Annotated in this window: 10 protein-coding genes; 5 read left to right on the plus strand and 5 right to left on the minus strand. The window is 65.5% G+C overall.

From position 1 onward, the window contains the following. Positions 1-90 precede the first annotated feature (90 nt). Positions 91-933, minus strand: coding sequence for an AraC family transcriptional regulator (locus ACNI3R_RS01740; protein ID WP_426179387.1), 843 nt, complete (start codon positions 931-933; stop codon positions 91-93). 298 nt (positions 934-1,231) lie between these two features. On the opposite strand from ACNI3R_RS01740, the gene ACNI3R_RS01745 reads away from it, so the two are divergent. The 3 genes from ACNI3R_RS01745 to ACNI3R_RS01755 all read left to right on the plus strand — a co-directional run bounded on the left by ACNI3R_RS01745 (position 1,232) and on the right by ACNI3R_RS01755 (position 6,908). Beyond that, positions 1,232-3,634, plus strand: coding sequence for a TonB-dependent receptor (locus ACNI3R_RS01745; protein ID WP_426179389.1), 2,403 nt, complete (start codon positions 1,232-1,234; stop codon positions 3,632-3,634). 7 nt (positions 3,635-3,641) lie between these two features. After that, positions 3,642-4,451 (plus strand): SDR family NAD(P)-dependent oxidoreductase, encoded by an 810-nt coding sequence (locus ACNI3R_RS01750; protein WP_426179391.1) that lies wholly within the window; start codon positions 3,642-3,644, stop codon positions 4,449-4,451. Positions 4,452-4,574: 123 nt separating this feature from the next. Next, a complete protein-coding gene (locus tag ACNI3R_RS01755) occupies positions 4,575-6,908 on the plus strand; it encodes a TonB-dependent receptor (protein WP_426179393.1) in 2,334 nt (777 codons plus the stop codon). Here the strand turns inward: ACNI3R_RS01755 and ACNI3R_RS01760 are convergent. Both ACNI3R_RS01760 and ACNI3R_RS01765 read right to left on the minus strand, forming a co-directional pair. Continuing rightward, positions 6,905-7,720: a TIM barrel protein gene (locus ACNI3R_RS01760; RefSeq protein WP_426179395.1), complete on the minus strand. Its 816-nt coding sequence runs from the start codon at positions 7,718-7,720 to the stop codon at positions 6,905-6,907. The genes ACNI3R_RS01755 and ACNI3R_RS01760 overlap by 4 nt on opposite strands. After that, positions 7,717-8,775 carry an alpha/beta fold hydrolase gene (locus ACNI3R_RS01765; RefSeq protein WP_426179396.1) on the minus strand — a complete coding sequence of 353 codons (1,059 nt, stop codon included), beginning with the start codon at positions 8,773-8,775 and terminating at the stop codon, positions 7,717-7,719. The genes ACNI3R_RS01760 and ACNI3R_RS01765 overlap by 4 nt, the downstream gene beginning before the upstream one ends. Before the next feature lie 180 nt (positions 8,776-8,955). On the opposite strand from ACNI3R_RS01765, the gene ACNI3R_RS01770 reads away from it, so the two are divergent. After that, a complete protein-coding gene (locus ACNI3R_RS01770) occupies positions 8,956-9,516 on the plus strand; it encodes a carboxymuconolactone decarboxylase family protein (protein ID WP_426179398.1) in 561 nt (186 codons plus the stop codon). Here the strand turns inward: ACNI3R_RS01770 and ACNI3R_RS01775 are convergent, their stop codons facing one another. Both ACNI3R_RS01775 and ACNI3R_RS01780 read right to left on the minus strand, forming a co-directional pair. Further along, the gene (locus tag ACNI3R_RS01775) at positions 9,517-10,482 is read right to left on the minus strand and encodes an alpha/beta fold hydrolase (protein ID WP_426179400.1); all 966 of its coding nucleotides are present in this window, start codon (positions 10,480-10,482) and stop codon (positions 9,517-9,519) included. Position 10,483: 1 nt separating this feature from the next. Beyond that, the gene (locus ACNI3R_RS01780) at positions 10,484-11,338 is read right to left on the minus strand and encodes a LysR family transcriptional regulator (RefSeq protein WP_426179402.1); all 855 of its coding nucleotides are present in this window, start codon (positions 11,336-11,338) and stop codon (positions 10,484-10,486) included. A gap of 106 nt (positions 11,339-11,444) precedes the next feature. Here ACNI3R_RS01780 and ACNI3R_RS01785 point away from each other — a divergent pair, with 106 nt between their 5' ends. Next, positions 11,445-12,518 carry a Rieske 2Fe-2S domain-containing protein gene (locus ACNI3R_RS01785; RefSeq protein WP_426179403.1) on the plus strand — a complete coding sequence of 358 codons (1,074 nt, stop codon included), beginning with the start codon at positions 11,445-11,447 and terminating at the stop codon, positions 12,516-12,518. Positions 12,519-12,528: the final 10 nt, after the last annotated feature.

A 12,528-nucleotide genomic window follows, 5' to 3' on the forward strand; every position in this document is an offset into this window, starting at 1 on the left:
TTCTCCTCGGTGGACATAATCACGGCGGAGAGGACGCTGCGACAGGCGCGCCTGTATGTATCGCGGCGCCGATATTCCGATCCGCGCAGATCAGTCGATCGTCATTTCCGAGCGAAAACGGCCCGGCGTCGTCCCTGTCGCCTTGCGGAAGGCCAGCGTGAAGCTGCTCGCGCCGCTGAACCCCAGCGTGGCCGCAATCTGCTTCAGCGGCATGTCGGTCTCGCGCAGCATGGCCTGCGCGCGGGACAGCCGGATTTCCTCGACGAAGCGATGGACGGTGCGTCCGGTCGTCGCGCGGAACACGCGGGCGAAATGGCTGGGGCTGACCTCGGCGAGTTCGGCCAGTTCGGCGATGGTCAGCCGCTCGCCCGAGGATGCCGCGACACGATCCTCGATCCGGCGCAGCTGCCATGCCGCAAGCTTGCCGCGCACGCTGTCGGCATCGCTCGTCGAACGCCGGAAATAGCGGGCCAGATCGACCGCCAGTGTCGTCGCCAGCGCATCGATCAGCACATCCGATCCGAAACCGGGGGACAGCGCCTCGGCCGCCATGCGTTCCATCGCCGTGCGTACGCGCACGTCCCGCACGTCGCCGCAGAGCGCCAGCTGACGCCGGTCGGTCGGGTCGAAGTCCTCGGGCAGCCAGCCGACGGCCGAACTGCATACCGAGAGACGCCGATCCCCGCCCGGTCCCGTCGCGCTGATCGCCGCGCCGGCCGGGATGACCATCATGCCCCCCAGCGGCAGGACCGAGCTGCTCGCGTCCGCCGAACGGAAGATGCCGGCCGAACCCCGCGCCGGGTTTTCGCACAAAACGACAAGATCGCGTCCCGGCGCCCGCGTGTCGCGCGACGGCCGCTCATAGCGATAGGTATAGACGTGCACCCGCGTCCGATCGGTGCGGAGCTCGCCGTCAGTCCGGGCGCGTCGCATATAGCCTCTCCATCGGTCTGGTGCCGGGCGAAGTCAGCCTAGCCGAGGGCGAGCGGCATAACCAGCAGGAACACATCTATGCGTATCAGCGGCCAGCTTGTCTTTACGCAGCTACGCAAGCCTCAAAACACCAGCGCAAACGAATGCTGCGGCGCATTCTGACAAAAATGTCACAATTTGCGCATTGTTTGTAATTTTGAGATACGCATTCCGGATTGACTTGGGTCATTTTCGAGACTTATGCGTCGCCACGATACAGAAGCACCGGACCATGATCCGGGAACCGAGGGGACGTAGAATGTCGCATCATAAGGTTCGTTTCGCCACGCGCTGCGCCGTCATCGCGCTGGCCTTTTCCGCCATTTCCGCTCAGGCCCAGACCAACCCGGTCGAGGACGGCGCGAGCGAAGGCATCCAGGACATCGTTGTCACTGCGCGTCGCCAGTCCGAGTCGCTGCAGAAGACGCCGATCTCGATCACCGCGCTCGACAGCCGCGCCATCGAAAGGATCAACATCCAGGCGGTCGACAAACTCGGGCAGGTCGCGCCGAACCTTGTGATCAGCCAGCAATCCTCGTCGCTCTCCGCCGCGTCGATAAACATTCGCGGTATCGGCCAGACCGATCCTTCGCTCGGCCTCGACACCGCCGTCGGCATCTATCTCGACGGCGTCTATGTCGCGCGCAGCGCCGGCTCGATCTTCGATCTCGTCGACATCGAGCGGATCGAGGTGCTGCGCGGGCCGCAGGGCACATTGTTCGGCCGCAACACTACCGGCGGGGCGATCCAGATCGTGTCGAAGAAGCCGTCCGACGTTTTCGGCGCCACCCTGCGCGGCGGCTACGGCACCCGCAACAACTGGTTCGGACGCGGGCGGGTCGACACCGGCGAGCTTGGCGATTCCGGCATCTCGACGGCGTTCAGCTATTATCATCGCCAGCGCGACGGCTATTTCGACAACTTCCTGACGCCGCGCAGCAAGGATCCGGGTTCGCTCAACATCGACGCCTTCACGGTCGCCCTGTCGGGTGACTTCGGCCCGCTCCAGGTCGACTATGGCTTCGACTATGACGACCGCACCGGTGCGCCCGGCTTCTTCCAGACGGTGGCGCTGAGCCCCGACGCCCGGACCTACTACAGCCGCTCGCAGAGCCTGGGAGGGGCCGCGCTGCAGTTCGTTGGCGCCGACACCCGCCTGAACAGCGGGCTTCAGCAGCCGGGCGGCCCCGGCAACACCTACACCTCGCACACGCGCAGCCAGGGCCACACGCTGACCCTGTCCTACGAAGCGTCGGACGCGATCACGATCAAGTCGATCACCGGCTATCGCAAGCTGCTGCTCGAAAATGTCCTCGGCCTCAGCGGGCAGGGCGACCTCAAGGGCCTGGTCCTCGACTTTACCTCGCCGACGCTGACCTCGGTCCAGTCGGTCACGCCCTATAATGGCTATAACAGTCCGCAGAAGCAGAAGCAGTTCTCCGAGGAGCTCCAACTGCTCGGCAAGGCCGGCGACTTCAGCTATGTGCTCGGCGCCTATTATTTCCGCGAGAAAGTATCGGAGGACAACAACCAGAACCTGACTCTGGTGTTGTCGCCCTTCGCCCTGCCCTTCCTCGGCTTCCCCACGGCGGTGCAGGACGCGCTGGTGGGCCAGGGCATCGACCTGATCGGCTTCAACCTCTCGCCGATCGCGCGCTATTCGCAGGTCTCCAAATCCTATGCCGCCTTCGGCGAGGTAAGCTGGAAGCCGCAGTCACTCGACGAGCGGTTCGAGCTGACGGGCGGCATCCGCTATACCGAGGATCGCAAGAGCATCTTCCTGCAGAATCTGTCGAACGGCGTCTCCAGCGTCGTCGGTCCGCCGCGCGGAAGCGTGAAATACACCAACACCTCATTCCTTGGGTCAGCCAGCTATCAGCTGAGCCCCGACGCTCTGGTCTACGCAAAGCTGTCGACCGGATACAAATCGGGCGGCTTCAATCCGCGCGCCGATCGGCTCAACAGCTTCGCGCCGGAAAAGCTGGTGTCATACGAAGCAGGCGCCAAGCTTGACCTGTTCAACCGCCGCCTGCGCATCAACGGCGCGGCCTTCCTGAGCAAATATGACGACCTTCAGGTCCCGCAGTTCGCGGCGGGCAGTGGCGGCGCGTCGACCCTGCTGGTCAATGCCGGCAAGGCCGAATTCAAGGGCGTCGAATTGGAAATCACGGCACTGCCCGCCCGCGGCCTGACTCTGTCGGCATCGATGGGCTACACCGATCCCAAATATAAGAGCTTCCTCTTCCTCAATCCCAACACCAATACCGTCAGCGACATCGCCAGCACGGCGCGCTTCCCCAATGTGGCGAAGTTCAACTCGAACCTGGCAGTCGACTATGTGTTCGAACCCATGGCGATCGGCACGTTGTCGGCCCGGGTCTCCTATGCCTATCGCAGCCACGTCTATTTCTATCCGAACGACGCGGTAAACCCGTTCCAGCAGCAGGTCGACTCGCCCGCGACCAACACCGTCGACGCCCGCATCGCGCTCAGCGACATCGCCCTCGGCAGCGCGGCAAAAGGCGAATTGTCGCTGGTCGGCGAGAACCTCCTCAACGAGGACCAGGTTCTTTACGGCATCGACTTCGGCTCGCTCGGCTTCGGCGGCAAATTCTACAGCGAACCGCGCCGCGTGTCGGTCGAGTTCAAGATCAGCTTCTGATAGCGGCATGATCTCCACCGCCACCAATGCGGTCATCACCGGTGCGGCGAGCGGGATAGGCCTCGGCCTGGCCCGCGAAGCCGCCCGGCGGGGCCTCCGCCTGATCCTCGCCGATCGCGACGCCGATGCTTTGGCGGCTGCGACCGCCAAACTGCCCGACGCGCTGGCCGTGCCGACCGACGTGACCGACCGTGCGGCGGTCGACCGGCTGGCCGACATCGCCTTTGGGCGCTTCGGTCGGGTCGACCTCCTGTTCAACAATGCCGGGATCATGGCGACCGGCTTCAGCTGGGAAATCGAACCGGCCCGCTGGGACGCATCGCTGGCGGTCAATGTCGGCGGGGTGCTCAACGGCATCCGCAGCTTCGTGCCGCGCATGCTCAAGGCAAATGTCCCGGCGCGGATCATCAACACCGCTTCGGTCGGCGGCTTCAATCCCAGCCCGCTGATGGCGCCCTATAGCGCGACCAAATTCGCCGTCGTGTCGATCACGGAATCGCTGAAGGGTGAGCTCGACATGCTGGGCGCGCCGATCGCGGTCAGCCTGCTTGCCCCCGGGCCAGTCCGCTCCGCGATCTTCGACGATCCGTTCAGCGGCGACATCCATCCGGCCACGCAGAAATTCGTCGATGCGCTGCGCGGGATGATCCGCCACTATGGCATGGACCCCGAGCCCTTCGCCGCGGCTGTTTTCGATGCGATCGAGCGCGGCGATTACTGGATCGTGCCCCAGCCCGAGGCACTGGACCCGATGCTCGAACAGCGGCACAAGATGATCGCCGAGCGCGCGCAGCCACGGTTCGACTTCCTCTCCTGACCCGATTTCAGGCCATTGGCGCTCTGCGTAGCAGATCAAAGGATGTTCTACGCAGAGCGTTGATTTATGCGGCATATTCTGCCACTATTCGCGAACAATATAAGCCACCCAAGGGAGGGGAAATTGACCATCGCATCCAAGTTCCTTCGCGCGTCCGTGATCGCTCTCGCAGCCGCCGCGCTCGCGCCGCTGCACGCGCAGACCGCGCCCGCCGCTGACGAGGCGGTCAGCAATGACGGCCTCGAGGATATCGTCGTCACCGCCGAGCGCCGCGCCGAGAATCTGCAACGCACCCCCATCGCGATCACCGCGCTGACCGCCAATGCGCTCCAGGCATCGGGAATCACCGATCTGCGCGGCGTCGTGCAGGCGGCACCCAGCCTCTATTTCGCACCCTATCCCAGCTCGTCCACGACGCTGGTGCTGTTCATGCGCGGCCAGGGCATCGGCGATCCCAACCTGATCACCAAGGATGGTGGCGTCGGCCTCTATGTCGACGGCATCTATCAGTCTCGTCCCCAGGCATCGACCTTCGACCTTGCAGACGTGGAGCGGGTCGAGGTGCTGCGCGGTCCGCAGGGCACGCTCTACGGCCGCAACACCACGGGCGGCGCGGTCAACATCATCAGCCGCAAGCCGAGCGGCGAACTCGGCATTCGCGGCCTCGCCTCGGTCGGCAATTATGGCTATCGGCGCGTCCTCGCCAATGTCGATCTGCCGCAGTTCGGCGACTTCAAGGTGAAGCTGACCGGCCTTTATTCGAACCGTGACGGCTGGGCGAAGAACGCCAGCAACACGGCCGGCGTGCCGAACGCGAACGACTTCCAGGCCGATCGGAAATATGCCGTGCGTGGCGCCATACGCTGGGAACCGACCGACACGGTCACCGTCGATTATGCGGCCGACTATAGCGACCAGCGCACCACGCCCGTCCGCTATGTCACCGAAAACGCTTTCGCACCCTTCCTCTTCCCCGGCTACAGCTCGGACGTGGAGCGGACCTATCGGCCGGTCTATCTGCCCTACAGCCATGTCAAGTCGGACGGGCAGACGCTGGTCGGGGAATGGCAGGCGACCGATGGCCTGACGCTGCGTTCGCTGAGCAGTTACCGCAATATCCGGGTCAAGACCTATCAGGATTATGTCGAGGCCTTCCTCGCGCCCTTCTTCAGTTACGACAAGATCGGGTCGAAGACCTACACGCAGGAATTCCAGGCAGTCGGCAATTTCGACCAGTTCAAATATGTCGTCGGCGTCTATTATTTCCGTGAGAAGTCGGACCATCTGCTCAACGCCGACATCGGAACGGGTACCCCGAACCAGCTGGTGCTGGTCGACCGCCTGACCAACGCCAGGTCGACCTCCAAGGCGATCTTCGGCCAGCTCACCTGGACCCCCGATTTCGCCGAGGGCAAGTTCGACGTGACGGTGGGTGGTCGCTACACCAGCGACAAGCGCACGGCCGATCGTGTCCGGACGCAGAATTTCTTCATCGGGCAAACCTCCCCGCTCGTCTTCCGCGGCTTCAACGGAGCAGGCTTCACCGTGCCGCTCGGATCGGTGGTCGGCGCGACCAATGTGAAGAACAATAAGTTCAACCCGGCGCTGACACTGTCCTATCGTCCGGCGGACAATGTCTCGCTCTATGCGAAGGTCGTTACGGGCTACAAGGCGGGTGGCTCGAACGAGGCCTCGCCGACCTTCACCCGGACCTTCAACCCGGAGACTGTGACCAGTTGGGAGGCGGGCATCAAGACCGACCTGCTCGACCGGCGCCTGCGCTTCAACCTCGCCGGCTTCCTCGCCAAATATAAGAATCTGCAGCTCGACATTTCGGCCGATCCGGTCGACGCCTCGCTCGCCGACACCTTCAACGTCGGTCGCGCCACGGTGAAGGGCCTCGAAGCCGATCTGACCGCCGTTCCGATCAGCGGCCTGACACTGACGGCGAGCTATGCCTATACCGATGCAACCATCAAGAGCGTGCGGGCACCGGCCAGCTCGATCTTCGATCCGGCCGTCAACCCCACCTCGCCAGTGCAGGTCGGCGACGACATCACCGGATATTTCGTCCTGCCCTTCACGCCCAAGCACAGCGTACGCCTGTCGGGTGACTGGACGATCGCGACGATCGGCGACGGCACGCTCGCCGCGCACGCCGACTATACCTGGAAGGACAAGGTCTACACCACGGCGGGCGCGGGCCCGTCGGTGCCCTTCGGCCGCGATGCGCCGGTCAACGACAGCTTTGGCATCGTCGATGCGCGCCTGTCCTACACGATCGATCGCGGCGATGGCCGCAACATCTCGATCGCGCTGTGGGGCAAGAATGTGTTCGACAAGCGCTATCCCGGTTTCGTGATCGGATCGGGCTCGATCCTCACCGGCTATCCGAACCAGGCGATCTCCTACGGCGATCCGGCGACCTACGGCATCGACGTCGGCTTCTCCTTCTAAGCCGCCCGGCCAAGACCGAGGCCGGCGAGCCGCGCGATCATCGCGCGCTCGCCGGCCTCTTCCTTTTCCGAGGGTTCGCATTCCAGTTCGAGCAATCCCGCATAGCCGGCCGCATCGAGCGCCGCGAAAATTCCCTGCCAGTCGAGGCTGCCCGCCCCCGGCTCGACGCGGCCGGGGATGTCCGCAAGCTGCACGTTGCCGATCAGGCCGGCCGCGAGACCGATCAGTTCGACCGGATCGCGCCCATGCAGCGCGCCATGACCGAGATCGAGCGCAAGCCGCACCTTGGGATGATCGGCCATCCGAACGACCTCCAGCGCGTCCTCGACCTGCTCGTTCAACAGGCCCGGCGCGAAAGCGGGATGAGTCGCCTCGACGCAGAGCATGGGGCTGTCGGGCGGCAGGCGGTCTGCGGCGCGGCGCAGCATGTCCGCCATGGCCTGCCGATCGGCGGCCGGATCGCCGCACCCCGCCGTGATGCACGTGACCGAAGCGGCCCCGCTGCGCGCAGCGGCGGCGATCGTCCGGTCGAGCGAGGCGAGCGCCGTCCCGTCGATCCAGGCCGGCTGGTCCCAGCGTAGTGGATCATGAACGAAGGAGCCCATGTTCATGCCCAGGCGCCGAAGCTCGGCGCCGATCCTCGCCTGTTGCGCCTCCTCCCGCAGCAGCAGGTAATTGTCGAACACCCCGGAAAAACCGAGTTCCGCCATCAGGCGGATCTGCTCGATCGGATCGGCTGAGCCGCTCATATGTTGCAGCAAGGGCGCATCCGGCCCCCGCACCCCCAGATGCCCGGCGAAGCGGCGGCTCACGACAATCTGTCCAGAAAACGCAGCACGGCCGCGTTGAACGCCTCGGGTGCCTCTTGCTGGACAAGATGCCCGGCCCCTTCGATCGCGACGATGTCGACCAGCCCCGGAACCCGGCGGCGGAGCCGCGCCTCCCAGTCGGGGAAGAAGCCGAAGGACGGATCGGCGGCACCGTAGAGCATGAGCGTCGGCACGGTGACGTCGACATCGGCCCAGGCCCGGCCGATCTCCCAATTGGCGTCCGCCGTCCGATAGGAGTTGAGTCCCCCGATCATCCGCCGGTCGATGTCTTGGTGATCGTAGCGCTGCACATATTCGGCGAACTCCCCGGCGCTGAGCCAGGACCAGGGCAGGTCCGGCGCCGCTGGCAGCGCATCGAGATAGCCGGTGCCCTCCGACGGCAGCGCTTTCCACGCCCACAGGTCGCCCGATGCGCTGAGCGCGTGGAAGCTGCGCCGCAGATAATCGGCGAGCGCGCCGCCCAGTTCGAGGTCGGCAGGGCCGACCGTCTGGAAATAGTGGAAGTGGACGAAATGCGCCTTCGCCATCTCCGCAAAGCGCAGCGACGGCGGATGGTCGGGCGACGCCATGTCGGGTCGCGGCCCCTCCCCCTCCGCCTGGCGGGGCCGGCCACCCAGCATGGCGCGTCCCGCAAGGTCATAATCATAGGGGATGGTGGCGATCAGCGCCCGCACCCGCTCGGGTGACCGTACCGCCATGTTCCAGGCATATTGCGCCCCGAAATCCTGCCCGATGACGACGGCGTCGCGTGCGCCATAATGGTCGAGCAGTGCCGTCAGATAGCTCTGCATGTGCGCGGAGTCGTACAGCGTCGGATCGGCCGGGCGATCGCTCGCCCCATAGCCCAGGCTGTCGATGGCAACGGCCCGGAAGCCGGCGCGCGCGAAGGGCAGCAACTGGTGACGCCAGCTATAGGCGAGCCCCGGAAAACCGTGGATCATCAGCATCAAGGGGCCATCGCCCGCCTCCATGACGTTGAGGTTCAGCCCGTCGCCGACCGATATTCTGCGTTCCCGGATCGCGAGTTCGTCTCGCATATCTGATCCTTATCCTGCTCTTCCTGCCGCCCTTCGTAGCATCGAAGTTGGACAGGGCCGCAAGATGCTATAGTCTGCGCGGGCGAATAAGAGGGTCCGGAGGAGTCGCGCACGACGTCGCGAGGACGGCCCGGACGAAAGACGCCCGAAATCGCACGAGGATGAAGAGGAGAGTCCAGCATGCGCATCGACGTTCCGGCAGCCCAGGCCCATGATCCCTATGGCTATGCCACCGAGAATCTCGCGCCCGAAATCATGAAGGCCGGCGGGGCCTTCAGTTTCGCGGTCTATCGCCATTCCAAGCTGTCGCTGCGCGAGTTCGAGGGCGCCCGCGCGCGGACCGCCGAGATCAACGGCTGCACCATCTGCCAGCAGTTCCGCGCGGCGCGCGATCTGGGCGGCATGTTCTCGGGCACGGGCACGCGCGGCACGGTGGTCGACAATGGCCCTGCCCCCGACGAGGCCTTTTACGCTGCCGTGACCGAATGGCGCACCTCGCCGATCTACAGCGACCGCGAACGGCTGGCGATCGAGTTCGCCGAGCGCTTCGGGACCGAGCCCAAGTCGCTCGCCAGCGACGAAGAATATTGGGCCAAGGCCCGCGCCGCCTTTTCCGATGCGGAGATCGCCGACCTGGCCAATTCGGTCGCCGCCTGGGTGGGTCTCGGCCGCGTCGCCCATGTCCTCGGCTTCGACGAGGTCTGCCTGCCCTTCACCGTGCAGGCCGAAGCCGCCGAGTAATCAGAGGCTTTCGACGAACTCCCGCATCAGCCGGCTGACCTCATCCGCCCGTTCGAGCTGGATGAGGTGGCCGGCCTTGGGCAGCATCTCGATGCGACGGACGTCGGAATATTGGCGGGGGATGGCGCCCAGCGGGTCATCCCCATGCCAGGCTTCCAGGTCGACGTCATTCTCGCTGCCGATGAAGAAGAAGGGCCGGTCGATCGGCCGGTGCCGCCAGGCCGCGCGCTGCGACCAGCGCAGGTCCATCGCCCGATACCAGTTCAGCCCGCCGGTAAAACCGCTCCGGGCATAGTCGGCGGTGTACCATTCGAGCTCCCATTCGGAGAACCACGCCCAGGGCAGCGGCGGCGTTTCGGGCAGCGCGTCGAGATAGGCCATGCCCCGCGGGTTCTTCCATACGTCGAGATAGTGGAAGTCGCCCGACAGCGCGAAGAGCACCTTGCGCAGAAACTCGCGCGGCGCAGCGTTCAGCGCCGCATCGGCGGGACCGACCGGCCGGAAATAGTCGATGTGGACGAAATGCTCCTGCGCCCATTCGGCCGCCTCGGCGAGCGGCGCCTTGTCCGGCGTGTCCGGATAGGCCGGATTCTCCAGCGCGATGATCGCGCGGACGCGCTGCGGGTGGAGATAGGCCAGATCGTAGATCGCAAAGACCCCGAAATCGAGCCCGGCGAACACCGCCTCCTCGAGCCCCAGATGATCGAGCAGGCCGGTCAGGTCGCCGACGATCGCGTGGACATCATAATGACTGTGGTGCTCCGGGCCTTCGGTCTGGCCCATGCCGCGCATATCGGGAACGATCACCCGCCATCCCGCCGCAGCGAGCACCGGGATCTGGTGCCGCCAGCTCAGCCAGATATGGGGGAAGCCGTGGCAGAGGACGATCGCCGGTCCCTCCCCCTGCTCCACCCAATGCATGGCGATGCCGTTGATCCGGGCATGGTGATGCGTCCAGTCGGCCACATCATCTCTCCTCGATGAACCGCGCGACGATCTCGGGCGCCGCGTCGATCAGGGCCGCGACCGCCGGCTCTACGGCCAGGTCTGCACGGTACACGATCCAGATGTCGGCCGAAGCCGCCGGCGGGGCAGCATCGGCCAGGCGTTCGAGCCGGTCGTCGGCCTCGCCCAGCCGGTCCCACAACCAACCGCGACCCAAGCCTGCCCCGACCGCATCATGCAGGGCCGACAGGCTGTCGACCTCGACGCAATTGCTCCCCTCGGGTGCGGCATTGAGCCGCGCCCAGGGCTGCGGGTTGGCGAGCATCATCGAATGGCCCCAGACGACCTGCCGCGCGGACTTGGTGCCGCGCCGGGCGAAGGGCGTCTGGACGAAGGACGACACCCGCTGGCCCGACAGGTCGCGCGGCTTGGTACGGGCGATCGCAAAGCCGATATCGGCCTGGCGCTGCTGAATGGCGGCAAGCGCATCGCGTGCGCCGACGACTTCGAGCGAGATGGCCGGATACCGGTCGAGAAAGGGGACGAAGGCCGGCAGCAGCAGCGACGCCAGCCCCGCCGTGCCAGCGACGCGCACCGGCCCGCCGATGCGTTCGCCTTCGGGCGCGAGATCATGGTCGAGTCGCGCCATCGCCCGCTCCATCGCCGCCGCCGCGCGCAGCACCGCACGCCCCGCCTCGGTCGGACGGTAGCCGGTAGCGGTCTGCTCCCACAGCGAACGGCCCGTGGCACGTTCGAGCCGGGCGAAGCGGCGGCCGACCGTGGTGCGGTCCATGTCGAGCTTGCGCGCGGCCGTGCTATAGTCGCCGGCACGTACCGCCGACTGGAACACGCGGACATCGTCCCATTCGATCGCCATGCCGTGCATCTTTGCACAGGCGGAGTGCGGCTTCCAGTCGAACATTGCATGATATTCTTCGGGCAAATGGCTTTCGACGGCCATGTCGACACAGGAGAGTAGATCGATGGCAACCACCGCCGAATATCGCCTCGGCTCGCACACCTTCGCGCGCGGCTGGCACATGATCGCCGATGCGACCAAGCTCGGCACCGCGCCGATGCCGGTGCGCTTCTTCGCCCGCGACATGGTCCTCTATCGCGGCGAGAGCGGTACGCCGCACCTCGTCGATGCCTATTGCCCGCACATGGGCGCGCATCTCGGCAAGAACGAGACCAGCTACATCGTGCTCGACAATGAGCGCATCGAGGGCGAGTCGATCCGCTGCCCCTTCCATGGCTGGCGCTTCGGCCCCGACGGCCGCTGCAACCACATCCCCTATTCGGATCAGAAACCGCCGGCCGCTGCGCAGATCCAGACCTGGCCGGTGGTCGAGCGCGCCGGCATCATCTGGATGTGGCACGATGCCGAGGGCAACGCCCCCGACCATGAGCTCCCGCCGTTCGAGGCGTGGGACAATCCCAACTGGGTCCGCTGGGTGATCGACGATCTGGGCGAGCTGCCGCAGCATCCGATCGAGGTCGTCGACAATATGACCGACTTCGCCCATTTCGTGCCGATCCACGGCTCGCGCGACATCGAATATTTCTACAACGAGTTCGACGATCATGTGCAGTGGCAGATGTTCGGCGCCGGGCACCGCACGCTGGTGCAGGAGGGCGAGGGCCTGCTCGAGCTCGATACCTGGTATACCGGCCCGGCGATCCTCCAGTCCTTCATGCGCGGCACCTTCCCGACGCATATGCTGATCGCGCACACGCCGGTCGAGGACGGCAAGATCCAGGTCTGGCACGCGCTGATGGTCGACATGGGCCGCGAGGCGACCGAGGCCGACATCCCGATGGCCCGCGCCTATCAGGAGGCGAGCCGCCTCGCCTTCGCGCAGGATTTCGAAATCTGGAGCCACAAGCGCCCCTGCTTCGCCCCGCTTATGGTGCGCGGCGACGGTCCGACCGACAAGTGCCGCATCTGGTACCGCCAGTTCTACAACCCGATCGCCCAGGCACCCGAGTTCCAGAAGCGCGTCAACGGCCGCCACACCGTGGTCGACAAGCGCGATCCGGCCAAGCAGGTCGCCTGATCGGCGCAAG

This window comes from Rhizorhabdus antheiae (genome assembly GCF_049889055.1).
Taxonomy (GTDB): Bacteria; Pseudomonadota; Alphaproteobacteria; order Sphingomonadales; family Sphingomonadaceae; genus Rhizorhabdus.